The organism is Loktanella sp. R86503, assembly GCF_042466455.1.
GTDB lineage: Bacteria > Pseudomonadota > Alphaproteobacteria > Rhodobacterales > Rhodobacteraceae > Loktanella.
On record NZ_JAXHCI010000002.1, the window covers coordinates 619,730 to 642,686 of the forward strand.

Here is a 22,957-nt window from a genome sequence, read left to right on the forward strand (position 1 = left end):
GGGTGACCCCGGCGGCTTTTGCGTTTCAGGGCAAATAGGTTTCTATCGCGCGCCCCTTGCCGCTGGCGTAATCGCGGCCGACCTGCATCCAGTCTATGCGCCCTGCTGCGGTCCAGTCGGGTTGTTTTGCCCCAACCGGCATTGCCGCAGTATGGCTTGGCCCATGCTGTGCCACCACGCCGCTGCGATAGGTCACAACCCGCTGGCCTTCGGCAAAATCATCCATGGTCTGTGCCCAGACACCGCCCGGCAAGATCAGATCCAAGGACTGCGTTTTTGGATCGTAGGCGGCGGTGAACAATGTGCCAAAGCCTTCGGTATAGCGGTCCTGCAGCAACGGTGCGCGGCGGAACTGGTGCGACAAGGACCGCGGGGCGCCGCGCAACCCGCGCAAATGGGCATGGCGTTCATGGGTGCGGGTAAAGGCGGGACGATCCGCCTGACTGCCATCGCTTTGGTGGTTCGTCGCAATGGCGTGCGGCATCTGCCGCGCGCCGCCTCCGGGATAAAGCTCGACACTCGCCGTCTGCCCCGCCGCATCGGCGATGACGACGTTGTAGGCCATGTGAGACGGCACGCGGTCCAGTACGTTCAGCGCCTGTTCCACCGTGTCGCAGGTTTCCAAAACATAACGCAAAATCGTGGTGATCCCGAACCCTTTGCCTGTCTGGGTCCGGCCGCCATAGGCCAGCGCGATCGACAGGCCAGCGTCATTGATACCGTCCGACAGCCCCCACAGGAATTCGACCATCCCCATCACGCGCCGTCCAGTCCAGGCGGTATGCAGCATCAGCCCTTCGTTCAGGTCGGGCGACAGATCATAATTGCGCACCAACCGCACGTCGTTCTCGTCGGACACCGCTGCCAAAGAACAGCCGCCAAGGTATTGCGGCGGGCACCATGTAGATAGGAACCGCGCCGCCCGATCCCCGCCGCCAGCGAGTGTAACAAGGCGGTCATAGGTGGGGATCAGTTCGGGCATGTGCCGTTGCAGCGCCGCACGGCAAACGGCCCGGCATGGGCCATTGTCGCCGCCGCGGGCGACGAACCATGGCTCGTACGCTGGCCATGACCGCGCCCAGCGGGCAGCCCATTTCGGGCCGGGGGATGCCTCTGATACTGCGTCAAAGGTCAGGGACATATCGGTCATTTCGGTGCCTTTCCAGCAAGATCAAAGAAGAAACGCACCATTTCGGCGCTCGCATCCGGGCCTTTGGGGTCGGTATAGCTGCCAGCGGGCTGGCCGCCGGACCATGTATGACCCAGCCCCGCGATTTCCCAATGTTCCAGCAAGGCGCGGCCATCGGTGTCGCGCGATGTGCGCAGGGTCCAGTCGCGCCCGTTGGTGGTGCCGTTCGTGTCCAGTTCTACAGTTTGGGCGGCGTGGTTGATCGCATGGGCCGCGATGCGGGTGCCGTTTACGGGGGCGACAGTGTTGTCGCTGCTGCCATGAAAAACGATTGTCGGCGGCATCGGGCCGGGGGCGGCAGGCTCTGCCGCTTGGCCGTTCATCGCGGCAAAGGCTGTGGGTACATCGCGTGCGGCTGAATAGGGCAGACCGGAATGCGCGCCGACAGCGGCAAAGACGTCGCCATAGGTCTGACCAAGGATCACTGCCATGGCCGCCCCGGCGGACAGGCCAGCCACAAAGGTGCGATCTGCCGTGATGCCATAGTCTGCCGCGATCTGTCGGGTCATGGCCGCGATGATGGCAGGCTCTCCGCGACCGCGCAGTTGATCGCCCCGGCTGAACCAGTTCCAGCAAGACTGCGCATTGTCGCCCCGCGATTGCTGTGGATACAGTACGATGAAACCGTCACGATCGGCATAGGCGTTCATCCCCGTGCCAGCGGCAAAATCATTCGCGTTCTGCGTGCAGCCATGCAGCATAACGACCAATCCGGTCGCGCCGTCTTTGGCGGACTCTGGCACATACAGCAGGTAATCGCGTGATCCTGCGTCGCAGGTAAACTGGTTCATGCCCGGCGCAGCAGAACCGGCATTGGTACCAAAGCCGGGCATCTGCGGCATAGTCCAGTTGGCTATGGGGCTTACCGCATTCCCGCCCGGCATCAGCCCGTGTTGCGACAGAGTGCGGCGGACAAGGTCGTTGGCGGCGATCAGACGTGCGTCGTCATGCGCCCGGCGCGGTGCGCCAGCGTGAAAAGGAAACATGTTATCGGTCCTTGTGATGGGGCTTGCCGCCCCGAGAAATTTAAAAAATGCGGTCTGCCAAAGCGGCCTTGACCTCTTTACTGGCCTGCAGCGCGCCCAGAACGGTGATCGAACCGATTGCGGCCACTGCCAGATCCGGCGTCACATCCGGTGCAATGCGGGCCAGACCCACGACCTTGACGTGCAAGACTTCGCCGGCGCGTTGCAGGCTTTCCAGGTCGGCACGGGTATAATCGCGCAGGCCCAGTTCCATCGTGTGGCGTTCAATGGACTTGCTGACCGCTTCTGTATGGGTGCCAAGCTGATTGCGGATCGCGGTGCGGATGAAATCGGTGCGGTTGGAATAGAACCCCTCCTGCACCAGCAAATCGATCCGGCCCAGATCGACATAACCTAAATTGATCGTGATCTTTTCGCTGTCTGGCGTCTTTTCCCGCAGCTGTCTGACATTACTCATGATGTTTCTCCATCCATGTGGATGGTAAATGGATGTTATTTGAGGGCATACAAGTCCATCGTCACGCTTTGATAAACTATCGGACGACATCTTGCGGTCGCGCAACTTTATCGGTTCTATCGCCGCACGCGGTTAAGGACTGCGTCTGACAAGGAATGGGCGACATGGATTTTCTGGCAAGGGTTACGGCGATGGTGGGCGGCACGATGGTGCTGCTGCGGCGCATGTCAGCCCCGACCCTGCAAGCGGTCGGCGCGGCCCCCAGCATTCCGCAGGCGAAAAAGCAGGGTTTGATGACGCTGAAGATGCCGACAGCACAGGGCTGGTCAGACGGCCACGTGCCCACGGCCGCGCCGGGGCTTAAGGTCAATGCCTTTGCCAGCGACCTTTTGCATCCCCGCTGGATAGAAGTGTTGCCAAACGGCGACGTTCTGGTCGCAGAGGCGCTGCAGGAAGCCAGCAAGCCCAAAGGTCTGATCGACCGCGCCGCGCAGGCCACCATGCGCCGCGCCCGGGCACTGGGCGTCAGTGCGAACCGGATTACCCTGTGGCGCGACGTCGATGGTGACGGCATCGCCGAAGAGCGGCACGTCTTTTTGGAAAACCAGCGCCAGCCGTTTGGTATGGCTTTGGTGAACGGCAAATTCTATGTCGGCAACACCGACGGCATCGTGGTCTTTGACTACACCGAAGGCGTGACCAGGCTAGAAGGGCCGGGGCGCAAGCTGGTTGAATTCAAACCCGGCGGTCACTGGACACGCAGCCTGATCGTCTCGCCTGATAAAACGAAAATCTACGCAGGTGTCGGATCGCTGACCAATATCGCGGACGAAGGGATGGAGGCCGAAGAAGGCCGCGCCTGTATCTGGGAACTGGACCTTGCGACCGAAAAGGCGCGCATCTTTGCTAGCGGATTGCGGAACGCTGTCGGCACCGCGTGGGAGCCTGTGACAGGCAAGCTTTGGACCGTAGTGAATGAACGTGACGGGTTGGGGGATGAAACGCCCCCCGATTACCTGACCAGCGTGCAGGACGGCGGCTTTTATGGTTGGCCGTTTTGCTATTGGGACCGCATCGTCGATGACCGTGTGCCGCAAGACGCGGCCAAGGTGGCCAGTGCGATCACGCCGGATTACGCGCTGGGCGGGCATACGGCGTCGCTTGGTCTGTGCTGGGTGCCAGAAGGCACGCTGCCGGGCTTTGGCGCAGGCATGGCGATTGGCCAGCACGGATCGTGGAACCGCTCAACCCTGTCCGGCTATCGTCTGATCCATGTGCCCTTTGCGGACGGCAAGCCATCGGGACCGCCCCGCGATATCCTGTCAGGCTTCCTCGCGCCGGATGAAAAGGTGTCTTATGGCCGCCCCGTAGGGGTCACTGTCGGGGCCGATGGCAAGTCGCTGCTGATGGCGGATGACGTGGGCGATATCATCTGGCGTGTGACCGGGGCGTAATTGCTTCAGGTTTCACCCAGCGGGATTACATCGACGGACTGGCGGCTTTTCTGGCCGCCACTACCGCGCAAAATCCCTCGGATGGGCGAAACATCCGCATAGTCGCGGCCATGTGCCACGATGATATGCGACTGATCAGCAACACGGTCATTGGTCGGGTCAAATGCCAGCCAGCCGGCATTCGGGCCGCACCAGGCCCGCACCCAGGCATGCATTGCATCCGCACCCTCTAGCCGGGGCATGCCCGCTGGTGGCTGGGTGCGCAAATAGCCGCTGACATAGCCGGCAGGAATACCGATGCCGCGCAGGCAGGCGATCATGATGTGTGAAAAGTCCTGGCACACGCCATGCCGTTTGGCAAAAGCCTCGCTTGCGGGGGTGTCAACGGTCGTGGCGGCGGCATCAAAGCGCATGATGCCGTGCAGCGCGCTGCCGATTGCGATGACGGCCTGAGCCACTGTCATGTCGGGCCTGACCTGCGCTATGGCAAAGCGCGTCATACCGGCATCTAGCGGCACGCGGGGCGAGGCGGCGGTAAAGTGAACCGGACTGTCTGGCCCCATATCGCGACATCCTGCAACTGCCGCAGCCAGTTCGGAGATAGTCAATGATGGTGCTGGACGGGAAAGTGGGGCCAATTTTTCGATCCGGGCCTGAACCGAAACCTCCACTCCCTGATGCGGCGCGTTAATCGCAAATTCGACGACAGGATTACCAAAAAAATCGACGCGGTCGTGCCGGTCTGTCGGGGCTGGGTGCAGGTTCAAAAGTCCCGCTATCAACCGCTGCTCACCGCCAAGATCGCGCGGCATGACACAGACCAGATGCCGCCCGGCGGAAGCAAAACCGGCGTAATCTGTCGCGATTGTCAGGCGGATGTCGTAGATCATTGCAGGAAGGCGCTGTTCAATGTGATGGACAGGGCCAACACCTCTGCCAGGGTCGTCTCGAGCGCTGCGGTGTTCAGCGTTTCGACCCTGTGCACGGCGATGCTGGTCTGCAGTGTCCGCACCCCGCGTTCAAAATCAGTCATATGGCCAAGTGGCGCGGTCGCGGACAGGCTGGTTACACGGTCCAGCAGCACATCAAGCTGGAAACGCACCGCCCGCGGGTTTGCCGGGTCCAGTGCCAGCAGGTCGATCACGGACTCGCGGTTGGCAATTGTGGCATAGCGCTGGCGATGCATGATCTTGCTGTCGCCAATTTCCAGTGCCAGATCCAGCGCGCCGTCCGGTGCGGCGGGGTCGGCCCAACGCGCCAGCAGGCTGGTCGTCATCGCAGCGCGTTCCAAGGCGCGGCCCATGGTCAGGAAATGCCAACCTGCGGTACGATACATATTGTCCTGCGTCAGACCTGCAAATCCCACAGCCTTGCGTAGCAGCACACCGGTTGCCAAAGCCGCGTCGTCGCCAAAGCGCGCGGATTTCTGCATCTGCTGCAGGGTCATTTCCATATCGGTCAACGCAGCCCATCCATCAACGCTGAACCTGTCGCGGATCTGGCTGGCGGCGTTCACGGCGCTGGCCAATGTCTGGCGCAACCCCTGCGGCAGTGGTGTGTCGACCTTGACGCCTTGGGTCAGCAGCTGGGCCGCAATGGTCGCCAGCAATACGGGCAAAGCCCCTTCGGACCGGCGGCCGTGATAGGCACGAAGCAGGCGCAACTGGCCTTCGGTACGTTCAATATAGCGGCCCAGCCAGAACAGGTTGTCGGCGGCGCGGCTTGGCAGGGCTTCGATGCTGGCACGCTGAAAGGGGGTGCTGGACGGGGCGGGCAGCAGCGTTGGCGTGGCAACCGGGGTGTCGGCGACGACCCAGACGTCAGCGACCGCACCGCCGCGCCGCATCGACACGGCAGAGGCATCTTGCCCCGCACCAATCCTCGCAAAGCCGCCGGGCATGACGTCCCAGCCCTGCGGGCCGCGCGCCAGAAAGACGCGCAGCGTCATGGGGCGCGGCACCAAAGAGCCGTTTTCGTAAACGGGCGTTGTCGACAGCGTGACCAGCTCCTTGGCCATCAGGTCGGGTGCGTTCGCGGCCAGCCATGTGCTGACATGGCTATCGTCACTATTGAACAAAGTGCCGCCGATAGCATGGGGCGCAGTGCCTTCGTGCGGCATCCGTGTGGCTTGCGCAGGTCCGATCATCATGCGCGAGGCGTGGCGTTGCACATGGTCCAGCTGTTCTGCCCCGCCGCACCACCATGTAGCGACATTGGGCAATTTCAGGTCGGCACCGGTCAGCGCCCGGCTGATGGCAGGCAGAAACGCCATCAGCGCCTGCGTTTCCAGCACACCCGCGCCCAGCGCATTGACCATGGTGACATGGCCGTGTCTGATTGCCGACATCAGCCCCGGCGTGCCAAGCTGGCTGTCGCTGCGCAATTCCAGCGGATCGGACCACACGCTGTCCATCCGGCGCCAAAGCACCTCTACCGGAAGGGGGCCATTGACGGTGCGGGCATTCAGCTGGCCGTCTTGCACGGTCAGATCGCCGCCTTCCAGCAGCGGTAGGCCAAGATAGCGAGCGATATAGGCCTGTTCATAATAGGTATCGGTCAGCGGGCCGGGCGTCAGGATTGCAGCGGCGCTGTTGCTGCCGGTTTTCATCCCCGACAGAGTCGTGCGGAACGTATCAAAGAAACCGGCCAGCCTTTGCACGTTCGCATTTGCGTAAAGATCGGGAAACACATGCGTCGTCGCGATGCGGTTTTCCAGGGCAAACCCCGCGCCAGAGGGTGCATCGGTCAGATCCTGCAGCACCCACCAGCGCCCGTCAGGACCGCGACCCAATTCAAATGCGCAAAAATGCAGATAAGGCGTGCCTTCAGGCTGCGCGCCAACCATCGGGCGCAGCCATTCAGGATTGGATGCAATTAGTTCAGCAGGCAGGTGCCCTTGAGCGATCAGGTCGTTATCGCCATAAAGATCAGCGGCAATCTGTTCCAGCAAATTGGCGCGCTGCATCAATCCTTCGGTGATGGTGTCCCAGTCCGACTGGGCCAGGACCACAGGCACAGGGCTATAGGGCCAGTCGCGTGTGGCGGCATTGGCGTCGCCATACTTGCGAAAGAACACGCCGGCATCCGCCAGATGCTGTTCGCCCCGGCCAAAGGCTTCTGACACATCCTGATCGGTCATTGCCGACAAATGATCGATCAGCGGTGCCCAGACCGGGCGCATCTGGCCGTCTGCGGTGCACAATTCGTCCGAAACGCCAGGCAGGGGGCGGTAGCTGTCAAACAACGACCGCGGGGGGGTCACAGGCCGGGTTTGCGGCGCAGATCCAAAGTCATCGGACATGAGGGGTGGGGCGTTTCTGAAACTGGTTCATAATTCCCCGCACTATGGCCATGCGGTTCGAACCGGGCAAGGCGGCGTGCTTCAGCCTCGTTACCATTGACGGGGAATGTATCATAATTGCGCCCGCCCGGATGTGCGACATGATAGGTACAGCCGCCAATCGCGCGGCCTGTCCACGTGTCATAGATGTCGAACCTTAGGGGCGCATTAACAGGCAACTTCGGATGTAGCGCAAGCGGAGGTTGCCACGCCTTGAACCGCACAGCAGCAACAGTTTCGCCATTCCGGCCGGTTGGCTGCATCGGCATCATCCGCTGGTTGCAGGTCACCGTATAGCGGCCCGGATCGGTCGCCGTCAGCTTGGCCTGCAGCCGTTCAACCGAGCTGTCGGTATAGCGCACGGTGCCACCAATTGCGCCGGTTTCGCCCATGACGTGCCAGGGTTCCAGCGCTTGGCGAATTTCCAGATTGACGCCTTCGACATTGACTTCGCCGCAAAAAGGGAAGCGGAACTCTGCCTGCGCTTTGAACCATTCGGGATCCAGATCAAAGCCGTGCTGTTTCAGGTCTGCCAGCACCTCTAGGAAGTCCTGCCAGACCATTTCCGGCAGCATGAATCGATCAAGCAAGGTTGTGCCCCAGCGGGTCAGATTGCCTTTGATCGGCGCCTTCCACATGCGGGCAATTAGGGCGCGGATCAGCAGCTGCTGGGCCAGCGACATGCGCGGATTTGGCGGCATTTCGAACCCGCGGAATTCCACAAGGCCAAGGCGCCCCGTGGGGCCATCAGGGGAGTAGAGCTTGTCGATGCAAATCTCGGCGCGGTGGGTGTTGCCGGTGACGTCCACCAGCAGGTTGCGCAGCAAACGGTCCGTCAGCCAGGGGGCGGGCACATCGCCTTCGTCTGGCGTCTTGATCTGGTCCAGGGCGATTTCCAGCTCGTAAAGGCTGTCCATCCGCGCCTCGTCGATGCGAGGGGCCTGCGATGTCGGGCCGATGAACATGCCGGAAAATAGATAGGACAGGGATGGGTGCCGCTGCCAGTGCAGGATGATCGAACGCATCAGGTCGGGGCGGCGCAGGAACGGGCTGTCAGCGGGCGTGACGCCGCCGACGACGACATGGTTGCCGCCGCCGGTGCCGGTGTGACGGCCGTCGATCATGAACTTGTCAGCCCCCAGGCGCAGCTGCCGCGCCTCTTCATAGACGACCTCGGTCGTGTTCACGACGTCGTCCCAAGTGTGGGCAGGGTGGATATTCACCTCGATCACGCCGGGGTCAGGGGCAACGCGAATGACGTTCAGGCGGGGATCGGATGGCGGGCCGTAACCTTCGATATGCACAGGCACGCCCAGCTTTTTCGCGGCGGCCTCGGCGGCACCGACCAGTTCGAGGTAGTCCTCGACCTCCTCCACGGGGGGCATAAAGATGCACAGGCGGCCATCGCGCGGTTCTACGCTGACTGCGGTACGGACTTTGCCCCTTAAATCGCTGATGATTTGCTCGGTCCGGTCCTGCACCGGCTCTGATGCTGTAAAACTGGCGCGCATCTGTTCGGCGGCATCATCGCCGGGGTGTTCGGCGACGGGCGCGACCGTTGGTTTGGGCAGGGGGCCGCGATCCTGCATCGGATCGCCGACGGTAACGTGGGGATAGGATGCCGCTGGGATATGTTCCAGCGACCCAAGCGGCAGGCGATAACCGACGGGGCTGTCGCCAGGCACAAGAAACAGGTGACCGCGCCGCATCTCCCAAACTTCTGAAAGCCATTGCGATTTGGCGCGGGCCTGCCATTTCTGCACGGGCAAAACGTAGCCAGATGGCACATTCAGGCCGCGGGCAAATACACGGGCCATACGGTTGCGCGCTTCGGCGTCGGCAAGCTCGTTGTTTTCGGGCGTGACGTTGACGGGCAGGTTGCCTTCTTTCAGTACCCAGTCGGCGGGATCCTCGAAGGCGGGAATGACATTCGCTGGCGGCACGCCCAGCGTTTCCGCCATGCTTTGCAGCACCGCCTCCGCCTGTTCCTTGGTCGCGCCTGTTGCATCCTCTGCCGCAATCAGGTCGGGGTCGGTCCAGATCGGTTCACCATCGCGCCGCCAGTAAAGCGAAAAGGTCCAGCGGGGCAGGGTTTCACCGGGATACCATTTGCCCTGGCCATAGTGCAAAAAACCGCCGGGCGCGAAACGCGCTTGCAGGCGGCGGATCAGCTGGTCAGCAAAGATGCGTTTGGTCGGACCGACCGCGCCGGTGTTCCATTCTTCTGCTTCGAAGTCGTCGATGGATACAAACGTTGGCTCGCCGCCCATGGTCAGACGCACGTCACCGTCATTCAGTGCCTGATCAACCTTATCACCCAGCGCATTCAGCCTGTCCCAAGCGGCATCCGAAAACGGTTTGGTAATGCGTGGATGTTCGGCGACACGGGTGACGGTCATGTCGAAATCGAATGTCACCTCGGCATAGCTGGCCATGCCGGAAATCGGCGCAGCGTTGCTGTAATGCGGTGTCGCCGCCAGCGGGATGTGGCTTTCGCCCGTTAACAGTCCGGATGTAGGATCAAGGCCGACCCAGCCTGCGCCGGGCAGATACACCTCGCACCAAGCGTGCAGATCGGTGAAGTCGGTATCGGTGCCTTGCGGGCCGCTGACGGCCTTCAGGTCAGGTTTCAGCTGGATCAGGTAGCCGGACACAAAGCGGGCGGCCAGTCCCAGATGCCGCAGCAGATTGACCAGCAGCCAAGACGTGTCGCGGCACGATCCCTTGGCCAGTTGCAAGGTTTCCTCTGGCGTTTGCACGCCGGGTTCCATGCGGACGATATACCCGATGTCGCGGGCCAGACGCGCATTTAGCCCAACGACGAAGTCGATGGTGCGCTGCGTGTCGCGGGAAATGCTGGCAAGGTAATCGCGAAACAGCGGCCCCTCTTCAGCGGTGCGCATATAGATCGACAGGTCGTCGACAATGGCGTCGGGGTAGGTAAAGGGGAAGTCCTGCGCGCTATCCTCGACGAAAAAGTCGAAGGGATTGTAAACGCTCATATCGGCGACCACATCGACTTCGATCTTGAATTCGGTCACCGGTTCGGGGAACACGTATCGCGCCTGCCAGTTGCCATATGCATCTTGTTGATAGTTCACAAAATGGTTCGCCGGCGTGACTTTCAGGCTATGCGATAGCACGGGCGTGCGGCTGTGCGGCGCGGGGCGCAAGCGTATGATCTGCGGGCCAAGCGTGACGGGTCGGTCGTATTTGTAATGGGTCAGGTGGCGGATCGCGGCGTTGATCGACATGGGCAACCTTTCGACAGAGTTGTGCAACTGTTCCACGATGTCGGCGACACCTCCAGCCGCATTCGGGATTCGGGCTGGCGTGACCGGATAAGCGCCTATTAATTAGGCGCGGTTGACGGGTGGATCAGATCGTTGATGAACTGCAGCTTGGCCATGACACTTTTGTTCAGCACAAAGGGATAAAGGTCCGGCTGCCCCATTGCGCGGTTCATATTGTTCAGCGCGACAGTGACAGGCACCCAGGCTTCGATCACGAGGGCGATGTCACGGGCCTTGTAGCCGTCAATGCGGACCTGGCAATCATCAAGCGACAACGCATAAGAGGTTGCTGTTTCGACGCCATCGGCGATGTGCATCCAATGGGCCCAGGTTTCGGCGAAATCTTCCCATGGGTGGGCGGTGGCATAGGCGCTGATATGGGTCTGCCGCCAATCTTGCGGGGCACCGTGGTCGTAATGCCGCTGCAGCGCCGCACCATAATCGACGCGTTCGTCACCGAACAGGTCGCGGTAACGGTCAATGTGCGAACTGCCGTCCACAAGCATCGCCCAATAATAATGTCCGATTTCGTGCCGCATGTGGCCGATCAGTGTGCGGTAGGGTTCGTCCATGGCCGTGCGGCGGGCGACACGCACGTCATCATCGCTTTCGGCGATATTGATGGTAATCAGACCGGAAGCATGGCCGGTCATGACCGGTGTGACGCCATTCGGCCCTTCGGCATCCGCCAAAAAGTCAAAGGCCAGCCCCATGACCGGATCCTGCAGGCGCGTCGGGCGAGGCAGGTTCCAACGGATCAAGGCATAGATCAGCTGACGCTTTGCCAATTCCACGTCGCGCCAGCGCGAAAGATTTCCCTTTGCCTGCGCGTCGGGTACGAGGTGATTGTGCTGACAGGCCAGGCAGAAACTGCCCGGCCTTGACGTCATCGCCATCCAGTTGCATCCGGCCGCGGCCGCATTGACGCAAAGCACAACACCATTTCCAAGGGATCGCATGACCAGCGCGTTGGCATCGAATCCAAGCTGGGTTCCGCAGTTGACACAGGACTGATTACGAAAATGCACCTCTTTTGCGCAGGTCGGGCAGGTGAAGCGTTTCATGGAGGTTACCGATCAATTGCAGAGCACAGAAGATAGCCTGCGCCAGAACCTTGGCAATGATGACCGTATCGCCGCGGTAAACCGGCGTCAGGCGCGCCGGCCAAAGTCATGTTGCAATATCGCCGCCTCGCTGACGGACAGGACGCGGCGGGCATAGCCGCCATAGGCATCCGTGCCATCGCGCAGGTCTGGCAGGCGTGCATACAGGCGATCCATATCGGGGGCTGATATGGTCGCAAGCGCGGCGGACGCAGGGTGGAAGCTTTCTGTGGGGACGTTATTGGCGAAAACAATCTGATGTTGCGCCAAAGCCATATGGACGTAGGTCACGGCCGCTGTGCCACGTTCACGCAGGATAGCTGTGTCATCAATAAGGTCGCGAGCCGTCACAAGGACTTCGCCCGTGTTGAACAAGGCACGCGCGCGCGGACCGCGCAGGACAATCCGGTGGTCGGGGGATACAAGCAGGCCGGCGTCCGGGACATCACGATCCAAAGCCCCGGCGCGCAGTCTGACAGGGCGCAGATCGGGCATAGCCAACAAGCGCGCGCCGGTCACGCGGCGGCGCCCGATCCACAGGATCTCGGCGGGGCCATTGTCCTGCGTCTGGACCCGGTCACCTTCACCCAGGCTGGCAACATCGCGCGGGCCGTCCGGCGTCAGGATCATGGTGCCGGGGGTAAAGCAGATCACGCCTTTGGGCACCTCTTCTGCCTCTGATCGGGTGGCCGCATCAATATCGTGCCTGACAATCCACAGATCGGTGCGTCGCGGTGGCATGTCATTCAGGAACATCAAGAGCGGTTTGCGTCCTGCACCACGCGGGATCAAGGTCACATCCCAAGTGGCGTGCCCGTTGGTCACGGTGAAGGATTTGTCGAAAAGGGGCCCTTGCAGTACCATCGGGGCAACACGCGGCGCAACGTGCGACGACGCAAGCAGTCGGCGCACGGTGAGTGCGGCGCGCTTGCGCAGATCTGCCTGTCCCTCGGACGGTCCCAGCGGAAGGATGGCATTGGGGCCATCCACGCGCACCGGCTCTCCGGTCCATGACCAGACGGCACCTGTGCGTATGCAGCGAACCGGCGCAGAACTGCGCCCGTCCAATTCCGTTTGCGACCAGGGGATGACGAACGTGCCGTAAAAGCCCGTTTTCATACCTGTTTACTTTACCTCATCTGCCCCGCGTCATTGAACGCGCAGGGTCATGTGCAAAAGGTAGCAAGCTGTTAGGGCTGCAATCAAGCTAACTCCGCGCGATGCCAGTGATTTTTGTCAGAAGTTAAAATTGAGCTTCAGTGATCCGACAACCTGACCTTCGTCCTGCGCTTCGAATTCGCGGCTAAGATAGGTCGCGCCGTAAAAGAAGGACATACCCGGTACGGGCTGCCAATTCACACCAGCCCTAGCGCGCGTGCGGGTCGGTGACACAACATATCCGTCAGACGACGGAAGGAACAGGCTGTCCTTTACGGCAGCCACGTCGCCGCCAAGCACAAAACTGACGCCGGTTTCACCGCCCTGCGTTCCACGATAAAGTTGCCCTGTTACCACATCGCGCAGCAACACATCGTTTTGTCCGATTGCACCGACAAGCAGGTCAGCACCGGCGCGGACCATGTCTTCTGCCCCGGCCTTTGCCTCGACAAATGGGCGAAGGGTCGCGCCGGGCGTTACGTTATAGGTGTAGCGGGCCTCTCCACTCCCCTGAAAGGCGAGCTGGTCCGGCAAGGCATTGCGGGTTGTCGGGCGCGGCAGGCTAAATGCGCGGTGATAAGCTTTCTGAAAGTCGTCCAGCCCGGTTTGCGGGCCAATTGCAAGGACATCGCCGCCAAGGCTGATGTCTGCGGGGCCCAGCGCGTAATGGGTGTGCGCGCCCAGACTGACCATGCCGACATAAGGGCGATCGCGCGTGCGGCGGGTTGGGGCGATTATTTCTGTTCGAAAGCGATATTCCATCACTTCCCCAATTCCGCGCAGGCCGCCGTCGTCGGGGTCTGCGGCACGCAAATGGCTGAAAACATAGCTTCCCGTGCGCCAGCGGTCATGGCCGTCACCGAAAAGATCATTGTTGAACAGTCTGCCGTTCCCAATGGACTTTTGCGCAAACAGATTGCTTTGCGCATCTGTCTGGCTGGCTGTAATGCCTGTAAATAATGCGCAAAAAAGGATCAGGGCCAAGTGGCGCATGTCGTGTCCTATCGTTCGGCCCCCGCCGTGTTCAGCCGTAATAAAGCAAGCGGGCAGGCCTGCACCAGCATTCAAAATCCGACAAGGAGAATCATGGCGCTAAGGCAACACCCGTTGTTTTGTCATCGTGAACCAGCATGGCGGCAAATGGGTTAAGCTCGTGTGAATAGCTTGCGTTTGTTTGCGGAAGCGGTTGGTATGACATGACGCATCTGCAGGCCATCAGGCCGACTGATCCGATGAAAGGGGCCTTCATGCCATCGATCCAGACCCAAGCGCCCGACGCACTGGTCGACCACAATGCCGCCCGCGCCATTGTAGCCGGCAATTGTGCCGACCCGTTCGCGCAATTGGGTTTGCAGGATCGCGGTGCCGCCTTGCTGTTGACGGTTTTTGTGCCGGGCGCTGATACTGTCAAAGTCCTGACCGACAAGCTAGAGGCGGATATGACCGCGCTGGCAGACTACCCTGGGCTGTTTGTGAAAACCTTTGAAAAGCGCCCGAAATCCTATCGCGTGCGGGCCAGCGCGCAGGGCCATACCTGGGAGTTTGACGATCCCTATGCTTTTGGCTCGGTGCTGTCGGATGACGACATCTACTATATCGGTGAGGGGACGCATCGCCGCCTGTGGGATGCGCTGGGCGCGCGCGTCATGGAACATGAAGGCGTGCGGGGAACACGATTTGCGGTCTGGGCCCCCAATGCGCAAAGGGTTTCCGTCGTTGGCGATTTCAATCTTTGGGACGGGCGACGCGCACCCATGCGTAAACGCGGCAGCGGCGTCTGGGAAATCTTTATGCCGGGCGTTGGTGCCGGCGATGTCTACAAATACGAAATCATCAGCATGAGTGGCGCGCGCCTGCCCCTGAAAGCGGACCCCATGGGCTTCGGGTCAGAGCATCCGCCGCGCACCGGATCGGTCGTACGGGATCTATCGGGTGCCACGTGGCACGACGCGGATTATATGAAAACGCGAGCGGCGGCACAGAACATCGATGCACCGATCAGCATCTATGAGGTCAACCTTTCGAGCTGGAAACGTGCCCCCGGCAATCGCCCACTGTCTTATGTCGAACTTGCGTCCGACCTTGTGGACTATGCGGCCTGGATGGGCTTCACGCATATCGAACTGATGCCAATTTCCGAACATCCCTTTGACGGATCCTGGGGGTACCAGCCGGTTGGCATGTATGCCCCCACCATTCGCCATGGAACGCCGGACGAATTTCGTACCTTCGTCGACGCGGCGCATGCAAAGGGTCTGGGTGTGCTGCTGGACTGGGTGCCGGGCCATTTCCCGATCGACGAACATGGCCTTGGCAATTTCGACGGCACGCATCTTTATGAACACGCCGACCCGCGCGAGGGGTTTCACCAAGACTGGAATACGCTGATCCCGAACTTTGGCCGGAACGAAGTGGCGAATTACTACGCCTCTAACGCGCTGTACTGGCTAGAGGAATATCACCTGGATGGCATTCGCGTCGATGCGGTCGCGTCGATGCTATATCGCGATTACAGCCGCAAGCACGACGAATGGGTGCCCAATCACGACGGTGGCCGCGAAAATTATGAAGCCATCGCTTTGCTGCAAAACATGAACACCCTTACCTATGGCGAAGTGCCGGGCATCATGACCGTGGCAGAGGAAAGCACCGCCTTTCCAGGCGTGTCGCGCCCCGTAGAATATGGCGGGCTGGGCTTTGGGTTTAAATGGAACATGGGATGGATGAACGATTCCCTGCGGTACATGGAACTCGACCCGATCCATCGCAAACACCACCATCACGAAATGACCTTTAGCCTGCACTACGCCTTTGGTGAAAACTACGTCCTGCCGATCAGCCATGACGAGGTCGTGCACGGCAAAGGGTCGATGCTGCACAAAATGCCGGGCAACAGCTGGGAACGCTTTGCCAATCTGCGCGCCTATTACGGGTTCATGTGGACCCATCCGGGCAAAAAGCTGCTGTTCATGGGACAGGAGTTCGCGCAATCGCGGGAATGGAACCACAACCAGTCGCTGGACTGGCACGAATGCGACAACGGCCGTCACAAGGGCGTTCAGATGTGGGTACGGGATTTGAACGCGTTCTATCGCGCGACGCCCAGTCTGTATCTGAACGACACCCGCCCCAGCGGTTTCAGCTGGCTAGAGGCGAATGACGCGGACAGATCAGTGTTCGCCTATGTGCGCCATGGCGGCGCAAATGATCCCAAGGTCGTCGTTGTTATGAATATGACGCCCGTAGAGCGCCCCGATTACCGCATCGGCCTGCCAGCAGGGGGACGCTGGCGCGAAACGCTTAATTCGGACGCAGAAGCCTACGGCGGCGGCGGCCGGGGCAATATGGGCGGGGTGTTTGCGGAAAATGTTCCGTGGATGGGGCAAGAATATTCAACACTCGTGAACATTCCGCCGCTGTCGACAGTTATGTTCATGCAGGACGTACATTAGGTTTTTTGGGAGGAAAACAATGAAACCCACGCCGAACACTCGCTTGTCCAACCGCGCATTGGCCTTTGTGCTGGCGGGGGGGCGGGGAAGTCGCCTGAAAGAGCTGACCGACAATCGCGCCAAACCTGCAGTCTATTTCGGCGGTAAAACGCGTATTGTCGATTTCGCGCTGTCGAATGCTTTGAATTCCGGAATCCGGAAAATGGCGATTGCGACGCAGTACAAGGCGCATAGCCTGATCCGCCATTGCCAGCGCGGGTGGGGGTTTTTACGGGCGGAACGGAACGAATTTCTGGACATCCTGCCTGCGTCCCAGCGCATGGGCGAAACGAAGTGGTATGTCGGTACCGCCGATGCAGTGACGCAAAATATTGATATCATTGATAGTTATGATATCGAATACATTGCAATTCTGGCGGGTGATCATGTCTATAAGATGGACTATGAAATCATGCTGCAGCAGCATGTCGATACAAAGGCGGATGTAACCATCGGGTGTCTGACCGTCCCGCGGATGGAAGCCACGGCCTTTGGTGTTATGCACGTCGATAAAGACAACCGCATCACGGACTTTTTAGAAAAACCCAAAGACCCGCCAAGTATTCCCGGCGATCCTGATCACGCGCTCGCCTCTATGGGGATTTACATCTTTAATTGGAAATTCCTGCGCGAACGGCTTCTGGCCGATATGGAAGACGCCAATTCCAGCCATGATTTCGGCCACGACATCATTCCGCATATCGTCAAACACGGCAAAGCTATGGCCCACCGTTTCAGCGACAGCTGCGTGACGACCGGCCTGGAAACAGAGCCCTATTGGCGCGACGTAGGGACGATCGATGCCTTTTGGCAGGCGAACATCGATTTAACCGAATTTACGCCGCCGCTTGATCTGTATGACAATGCCTGGCCGATCTGGACCTATTCAGAAGGCGTGCCGCCCGCCAAGTTCATTCATAACGAGGATGGGCGCCGCGGATCAGCCGTATCGTCAATGGTCAGTGGAAACTGTATCATTTCCGGGTCCGAAGTCAGCGAGTCCCTGCTTTTTACAGGGGTGCGGACCCATTCCTACGCCTCCTTGTTCCGGGTTGTCGCCCTGCCTGATGTGCGGGTCAACCGTAACGCGCAGCTTCGCAATTGTGTCATCGATCGCGGCGTAGAAATTCCCGAAGGTCTGGTTGTCGGGGTCGACCCGGACGATGACTGCGCCAACGGCTTCCGTGTGTCCGAAGGCGGTGTCGTGCTTGTGACCAAAACGATGATCGATGCTTTGAACGCCAAGAGGTAACCTATGCCAGGTCGCGTCCTATCTGTTACATCCGAATACGTCCCGCTGGTGAAAACCGGCGGGCTTGCCGATGTGGCGGGCGCGTTGCCCGGCGCGCTGCGCGGCCAAGGGTGGGACATGCGCACGCTGATCCCCGCCTATCCCGGCCTGATTGCAAAAGCGGTGGCAAAGACGGTGGTCTGGTCTGATCCCGATGTGTTCGGCGGCCCTGCGCAGGTGCTGGCGGGAAAAGTGGCAGGAACTGATGTGCTTCTGCTGGATGCCCCACATTTGTATGATCGCAAGGGTGGCCCTTATGGCGATCCGGGTGATTTTCCCGATAACGCGAAACGCTTTGCCGCGTTGTCCTGGGTCGCAGTCCAGATTGCACAAGGTGGTCTGCCCGACGGCTGGTTGCCGGACATCTTGCACGGTCACGACTGGCAAGCAGGCTTCGCCCCCGCATATCTGCGCTTCAGCGGCGATACGCGGGTCAAAACGGTGATGACAATCCACAATATCGCCTTTCAGGGCAACGCCCCGGCCGCAATGCTCGGCGCGCTGCGCTTGCCAATCGAGGCGTTCAACCCTGACACCCTTGAATATTATGGCCATTTGTCCAGCCTTAAGGCTGGCCTTGCCACCGCCGACGTTATCACGACTGTCAGCCCCACCTACGCAGAAGAGCTGATGCGCGGCGATTTCGGCATGGGACTGGAAGGGCTGCTAGCCCATCGCAGTGCCGATCTTTACGGGATTTTAAACGGCATTGATGACACTGTCTGGAATCCCGAAACCGATCCAGAGGTGAAGCCATACAGTAAGACAACCTTGAAACGTAAACTCGCTAACCGTGACGCCTTGCTTGCGGAATTCGGGCTGCAGGCCAACAGTGGCCCGCTGGCTATCGTTGTCAGCCGGATGACGGATCAAAAAGGGATCGACATGATTGTCGATACCGCAGCGGATTTCGTCGGTATGGGCGGCGCTTTGGCCATCCTTGGATCGGGCGAACAACGTCTGGAGGAGGCGCTTAAAGATCTGGTCAAGGCGCACCCCGGCAAGATCGGTCTGCGCATCGGCTATGACGAAGGATTGTCGCACCGTATGTTTGCGGGGGGCGATGCTGTGCTGGTACCGTCCCGGTTTGAACCCTGCGGCCTGACCCAGCTTTACGGACTGCGCTATGGCTGCGTGCCAGTTGTCGCGCTGACAGGGGGCTTGGCCGATACGGTGATCAACGCCAATGCGATGGCGCAACAGACAAATGTTGCAACCGGAATCCAGTTTCACCCCGTGGATGCGCTGGCCTTTGGTCAGGCGCTGCGCAAGTTGATGGAATTGCATGCCGATCCCAAAGGCTGGGCCGCCATGCAAAAACGCGGGATGTCACAGGCGCTGGGATGGGATACATCTGCTTTAGCTTATGCCCAATTATACGAGTCTCTGACCGCGTGAATGCAAACCTGAATACCGGTATCCCGACGAAACTGCGTGAATATGCGCTGTCCGCCGGGCGTCCCAACCCGCTTGGTGCCACTTTTGACGGGCAGGGTGTAAACTTTGCCGTGTTTTCGGCGCATGCGGACTCGATCGACTTGTGTCTGTTCACCGACGATGGCCGCAAGGAACGCGCGCGTATCCCGCTGTTGGAACGCGATGGTGATATTTGGCATGTATACGTGGCCGGTGTAACGCCGGGAGCGAAATACGGGTTTCGCGTGCAGGGCCCGTACGAGCCAGAAGCCGGCCATCGGTTCAATTACAACAAATTGCTGCTTGATCCCTACGCCAAACGGATTGCGGGCCGGCTGAAATGGTCCGATGCGGTCATGGGGTATCGTGTTGGATCGCCCAAGGCGGATTTAAGCTTCGATAACCGTGACAGCGCTTTTGCTATGCCGCGGTCCATGGTTGTGGACCCTTCGTTTAATTGGGGCGACGATAAGCCGCCTGCCATCAGCGCCTCGGATACCTTGCTGTACGAGGCGCATGTCAAAGGTCTGACCGCCCGCATGCCCGGTGTATCACCGATGACGCGGGGCCGCTTTTTGGGCATGGCGTCGCAACCGGTGCTGGATCATCTGACAAAAATCGGCGTGACGACCGTGCAGCTGATGCCGGCGCAGGCGTTTGTCGACGATCATTTCCTGATCAAACAAGGGTTGCGCAATTATTGGGGCTACAACTCCATCGGCTTTTTCGCGCCGGAACCGCGCTATATGACGGATCAGGGCATTTGGGAATTCCAGACGATGGTTCGCCGCTTTCATGCCGCCGGGATCGAGGTGGTGCTGGACGTCGTCTATAACCACACCGCCGAAGGCAACGAGATGGGGCCGACCCTGTCGTTCAAAGGCTTCGACAACCTGTCCTATTATCGGCTGGCCGAAGACCGGCGCTATTACGTCAACGACACAGGCACCGGTAACACGCTTCGGGTCGAACACCCGATGGTGCTGCGTATGCTGATGGATTCCATGCGGTACTGGGTCGAAGTCATGCACGTCGACGGTTTCCGCTTTGATCTGGCCACCATTCTGGCACGTGAAGAATCCGGCTTCGACCGGCAGGGCGGCTTTCTTGATGCGTTGCGGCAAGATCCGGTGTTAGGCAATGTTAAACTGATCGCAGAGCCTTGGGACCTTGGCCCCGGCGGCTATCAGCTGGGCAACTGGCCGCATCCGTTTCTGGAATTTAACGACAAGTACCGGGACAATGTGCGTAAATACTGGCGCGGCGATAGCGGACTTGTCGCCGATCTTGCCAAACGCGTGGCCGGCAGCGCCGAACAATTTGACCATTCTGGGCGGGCTGCGACCTCTTCTATCAACTTTGTCACAGTGCATGACGGCTTTGTTCTGGACGATCTGGTCAGCTATAACGTCAAGCACAACGCGGCTAACGGCGAAGACAACCGAGACGGCAAGGACGACAACTATTCCGATAACATGGGCGTCGAAGGTCCGACGGACGATCCGAAAATCCGGGCGGCCCGCGCCCAGCGTAAACGGAACCTGTTGGCGACCGTCTTTCTGTCGCAGGGCACACCTTTGCTGTTGTCCGGGGACGAAATCGGAAACTCTCAGTGGGGTAACAACAATACCTACGCGCAGGATAATGATCAGGGCTGGGTGAATTGGAACAAGCCCGATCACAAATTGCTGGCCTTTGTCGAAAAGCTGGCCGACCTGCGCCGCGCACACCCAGTGCTGCGCCAGTCACGCTTCCTGCATAGCCGCGCGCGCCGCACGGACGGTAAGCCTGACCTGTTCTGGCGGATGCCCGATGGCCGCGCCCCCAGCGCCGAAGACTGGCAAAACCCGAACTGGCGCGCCTTGTCAGTCGAAGTGCGCACGTCATCTGACACCCCAGAATACGCGGCATCGAACGATGTGCTGTTCCTGACCTTCAACGCTGGGGACGAGGTGACGGTCAAAATGCCGGATCTGCCGCCGGACTGTTTGTGGGAGCTTATCCTCGATACCGCCGCGCCAGAGGATGGACCCCAGTGCATCACCGGGACCTCTGCCAAGATTGCCGCGCAATCTGTTTGCGTATTTGCCCAAACGCCCGCCTGATCTAGCTGTCACGCGTAAGGAGGAACTGTCATGCATACCGTCACGACCCAACCGATCGAGGGGCAAAAGCCCGGCACATCCGGCCTGCGCAAAAAGACCCGCGTCTTTATGCAGGCGCATTATCTGGAAAACTTCGTGCAGTCCGTTTTTGACGCGATTGGCGGGGCTGCGGGTAAAACCTTTGTTGTCGGCGGTGACGGTCGGTATTTCAACGACCGCGCGGCGCAGGTCATCCTGCGAATGGCCGCCGCCAATGGCGCGGCCCATGTGATCGTGGGGCAGGGCGCGTTGCTGTCCACGCCCGCCGCATCGCATCTGATCCGTCTGAACCAGACCGATGGCGGCCTGATCATGTCTGCCAGCCATAATCCGGGCGGTGAAGACGAAGACTTCGGTATCAAGTTCAACGGCCCCAATGGCGGTCCGGCACCCGAAGGTCTGACAGACAAGATATTTGCCCGCACGACCGAGATTACAGAATACCGGATCATGGATGCGCAGGACGTTGATCTGGAAACGATCGGCACCACCGCGCTGGGCGATATGAAGGTAACAGTTGTCGATCCCGTCGCGGACTACGCCGCCCTGCTGGAAACCCTGTTCGACTTTGACGCGATCCGCGCGATGATCAAAGGCGGCTTCCGCATCAGCTTTGACGCGATGAACGCGATTACCGGTCCCTACGCGCGGGAGATTATCGAAAACCGCCTTGGCGCGGCCAAAGACAGCGTCGTTCACGGCACCCCGTTACCCGATTTCGGCGGCATGCATCCCGATCCCAACCCGACCTGGGCGCACGAGTTGATGGCAACGATGAACGGTGCCGATGCGCCTGATTTTGGGGCCGCCAGCGATGGTGACGGCGACCGCAACATGATTGTCGGCCCGAACGTCTATGTCAGCCCGTCAGACAGCCTTGCCGTGCTGGCGGCCAATGCGCATCTGGCCAAAGGGTATACCAAGGGCCTTGCCGGTGTGGCGCGGTCGATGCCTACCTCTGCCGCCGCGGACCGCGTGGCGGAAAAGCTGGGTATTGCATATTATGAAACGCCAACGGGCTGGAAGTTTTTTGGCAACTTGATGGACGATGGCCGCGTCACCCTGTGCGGAGAAGAATCGTTCGGCACAGGCTCTGACCATGTGCGGGAAAAGGATGGCGTCTGGGCCGTGCTGATGTGGCTGAATATCTTGGCCAAGCGCAAGATGAGCGTTGCGCAGATCATGCAGGACCACTGGCAGACCTACGGGCGCAACTACTATTCGCGCCACGATTACGAGGCAATCGACAGCGACACCGCCAATACGCTGGTCGCCGATTTGCGCGCCAAGCTGGCTGAATTGCCGGGGCAGACTGTACAGGGCCGCACCATCGCGATGGCCGATGATTACGCCTATACCGATCCGGTGGATGGCTCTGTGTCCAAACATCAAGGTATTCGCGTGATCTTTGACGACGGTGCACGTTTTGTAATCCGCCTGTCCGGCACTGGTACCTCTGGCGCGACGCTGCGGCTGTATCTGGAAACGCTGGAACTTGATCCCGCAAATTTCGATCACGACCCACAAGACGCGCTGGCCAGCATCATTGCCGCGGCCGAGGATATCGCCGGTATCAAGGCCCGTACCGGTCGCAGCGGCCCTGACGTGACCACCTGATGCGAGAACGCCGCCCCC

15 protein-coding genes are annotated in these 22,957 nt (G+C 60.1%); 6 read left to right on the forward strand and 9 right to left on the reverse strand.

Annotated features, from left to right (window positions below):
- Positions 1 to 25: 25 nt before the first annotated feature.
- Genes SJY10_RS04040 through SJY10_RS04050 form a run of 3 tightly spaced genes read right to left on the reverse strand, consistent with a single transcriptional unit; the run spans position 26 to position 2,632 of the window.
- Positions 26 to 1,150 carry a C45 family autoproteolytic acyltransferase/hydolase gene (locus tag SJY10_RS04040; RefSeq protein WP_386679769.1) on the reverse strand — a complete coding sequence of 375 codons (1,125 nt, stop codon included), beginning with the start codon at positions 1,148 to 1,150 and terminating at the stop codon, positions 26 to 28.
- Positions 1,147 to 2,175 (reverse strand): alpha/beta hydrolase family esterase, encoded by a 1,029-nt coding sequence (locus SJY10_RS04045; protein ID WP_386679770.1) that lies wholly within the window; start codon positions 2,173 to 2,175, stop codon positions 1,147 to 1,149. The genes SJY10_RS04040 and SJY10_RS04045 overlap by 4 nt, the downstream gene beginning before the upstream one ends.
- Before the next feature lie 40 nt (positions 2,176 to 2,215).
- A complete protein-coding gene (locus tag SJY10_RS04050; RefSeq protein WP_386679771.1) occupies positions 2,216 to 2,632 on the reverse strand; it encodes a CopG family transcriptional regulator in 417 nt (138 codons plus the stop codon).
- Between the two features lie 164 nt (positions 2,633 to 2,796).
- Here SJY10_RS04050 and SJY10_RS04055 point away from each other — a divergent pair, with 164 nt between their 5' ends.
- A complete protein-coding gene (locus tag SJY10_RS04055) occupies positions 2,797 to 4,086 on the forward strand; it encodes a PQQ-dependent sugar dehydrogenase (protein WP_386679772.1) in 1,290 nt (429 codons plus the stop codon).
- 5 nt (positions 4,087 to 4,091) lie between these two features.
- Here the strand turns inward: SJY10_RS04055 and SJY10_RS04060 are convergent, their stop codons facing one another.
- The 6 genes from SJY10_RS04060 to SJY10_RS04085 form a co-directional block, all read right to left on the reverse strand.
- Complete coding sequence (locus SJY10_RS04060; RefSeq protein ID WP_386679773.1) at positions 4,092 to 4,976, reverse strand: transglutaminase domain-containing protein; 885 nt, start codon at positions 4,974 to 4,976, stop codon at positions 4,092 to 4,094.
- Complete coding sequence (locus SJY10_RS04065; RefSeq protein WP_386679774.1) at positions 4,973 to 7,387, reverse strand: circularly permuted type 2 ATP-grasp protein; 2,415 nt, start codon at positions 7,385 to 7,387, stop codon at positions 4,973 to 4,975. The genes SJY10_RS04060 and SJY10_RS04065 overlap by 4 nt, the downstream gene beginning before the upstream one ends.
- The gene (locus SJY10_RS04070) at positions 7,345 to 10,680 is read right to left on the reverse strand and encodes a DUF2126 domain-containing protein (protein ID WP_386679775.1); all 3,336 of its coding nucleotides are present in this window, start codon (positions 10,678 to 10,680) and stop codon (positions 7,345 to 7,347) included. The genes SJY10_RS04065 and SJY10_RS04070 overlap by 43 nt, the downstream gene beginning before the upstream one ends.
- 98 nt (positions 10,681 to 10,778) lie before the next feature.
- Positions 10,779 to 11,783 (reverse strand): putative zinc-binding metallopeptidase, encoded by a 1,005-nt coding sequence (locus SJY10_RS04075; RefSeq protein WP_386679776.1) that lies wholly within the window; start codon positions 11,781 to 11,783, stop codon positions 10,779 to 10,781.
- A gap of 87 nt (positions 11,784 to 11,870) precedes the next feature.
- Entirely contained in the window at positions 11,871 to 12,941 is a 1,071-nt protein-coding gene (locus SJY10_RS04080) for a Hint domain-containing protein (protein WP_386679777.1), read from the reverse strand.
- A gap of 117 nt (positions 12,942 to 13,058) precedes the next feature.
- Positions 13,059 to 13,973, reverse strand: coding sequence for a lipid A-modifier LpxR family protein (locus SJY10_RS04085; protein ID WP_386679778.1), 915 nt, complete (start codon positions 13,971 to 13,973; stop codon positions 13,059 to 13,061).
- A 254-nt stretch (positions 13,974 to 14,227) separates the two neighbouring features.
- Between SJY10_RS04085 and glgB the strand changes: the two genes are divergently transcribed.
- Genes glgB through SJY10_RS04110 form a run of 5 tightly spaced genes read left to right on the forward strand, consistent with a single transcriptional unit; the run spans position 14,228 to position 22,939 of the window.
- The gene (gene glgB / locus SJY10_RS04090) at positions 14,228 to 16,432 is read left to right on the forward strand and encodes a 1,4-alpha-glucan branching protein GlgB (RefSeq protein WP_386684494.1); all 2,205 of its coding nucleotides are present in this window, start codon (positions 14,228 to 14,230) and stop codon (positions 16,430 to 16,432) included.
- Between the two features lie 19 nt (positions 16,433 to 16,451).
- Positions 16,452 to 17,723 (forward strand): glucose-1-phosphate adenylyltransferase, encoded by a 1,272-nt coding sequence (glgC, locus tag SJY10_RS04095; protein WP_386679779.1) that lies wholly within the window; start codon positions 16,452 to 16,454, stop codon positions 17,721 to 17,723.
- A 3-nt stretch (positions 17,724 to 17,726) separates the two neighbouring features.
- A complete protein-coding gene (gene glgA, locus SJY10_RS04100) occupies positions 17,727 to 19,160 on the forward strand; it encodes a glycogen synthase GlgA (protein WP_386679780.1) in 1,434 nt (477 codons plus the stop codon).
- Entirely contained in the window at positions 19,157 to 21,283 is a 2,127-nt protein-coding gene (gene glgX / locus SJY10_RS04105; RefSeq protein ID WP_386679781.1) for a glycogen debranching protein GlgX, read from the forward strand. The genes glgA and glgX overlap by 4 nt, the downstream gene beginning before the upstream one ends.
- Positions 21,284 to 21,313: 30 nt before the next feature.
- Positions 21,314 to 22,939: an alpha-D-glucose phosphate-specific phosphoglucomutase gene (locus SJY10_RS04110; RefSeq protein WP_386679782.1), complete on the forward strand. Its 1,626-nt coding sequence runs from the start codon at positions 21,314 to 21,316 to the stop codon at positions 22,937 to 22,939.
- Positions 22,940 to 22,957 lie beyond the last annotated feature (18 nt).

What these genes read in the sequence shown, in the direction of transcription:
- SJY10_RS04075 (WP_386679776.1), bottom strand. Translation starts at nt 11,783, where the DNA reads ATGAAACGCTTCACCTGCCCGACCTGCGCAAAAGAGGTGCATTTTCGT.
- glgA (WP_386679780.1), top strand. Translation starts at nt 17,727, where the DNA reads ATGCCAGGTCGCGTCCTATCTGTTACATCCGAATACGTCCCGCTGGTG.
- SJY10_RS04040 (WP_386679769.1), bottom strand. Translation starts at nt 1,150, where the DNA reads ATGACCGATATGTCCCTGACCTTTGACGCAGTATCAGAGGCATCCCCC.
- SJY10_RS04065 (WP_386679774.1), bottom strand. Translation starts at nt 7,387, where the DNA reads ATGTCCGATGACTTTGGATCTGCGCCGCAAACCCGGCCTGTGACCCCC.
- SJY10_RS04050 (WP_386679771.1), bottom strand. Translation starts at nt 2,632, where the DNA reads ATGAGTAATGTCAGACAGCTGCGGGAAAAGACGCCAGACAGCGAAAAG.
- SJY10_RS04085 (WP_386679778.1), bottom strand. Translation starts at nt 13,973, where the DNA reads ATGCGCCACTTGGCCCTGATCCTTTTTTGCGCATTATTTACAGGCATT.
- SJY10_RS04070 (WP_386679775.1), bottom strand. Translation starts at nt 10,680, where the DNA reads ATGTCGATCAACGCCGCGATCCGCCACCTGACCCATTACAAATACGAC.
- SJY10_RS04060 (WP_386679773.1), bottom strand. Translation starts at nt 4,976, where the DNA reads ATGATCTACGACATCCGCCTGACAATCGCGACAGATTACGCCGGTTTT.
- SJY10_RS04045 (WP_386679770.1), bottom strand. Translation starts at nt 2,175, where the DNA reads ATGTTTCCTTTTCACGCTGGCGCACCGCGCCGGGCGCATGACGACGCA.
- SJY10_RS04055 (WP_386679772.1), top strand. Translation starts at nt 2,797, where the DNA reads ATGGATTTTCTGGCAAGGGTTACGGCGATGGTGGGCGGCACGATGGTG.
- SJY10_RS04110 (WP_386679782.1), top strand. Translation starts at nt 21,314, where the DNA reads ATGCATACCGTCACGACCCAACCGATCGAGGGGCAAAAGCCCGGCACA.
- SJY10_RS04080 (WP_386679777.1), bottom strand. Translation starts at nt 12,941, where the DNA reads ATGAAAACGGGCTTTTACGGCACGTTCGTCATCCCCTGGTCGCAAACG.
- glgB (WP_386684494.1), top strand. Translation starts at nt 14,228, where the DNA reads ATGCCATCGATCCAGACCCAAGCGCCCGACGCACTGGTCGACCACAAT.
- glgC (WP_386679779.1), top strand. Translation starts at nt 16,452, where the DNA reads ATGAAACCCACGCCGAACACTCGCTTGTCCAACCGCGCATTGGCCTTT.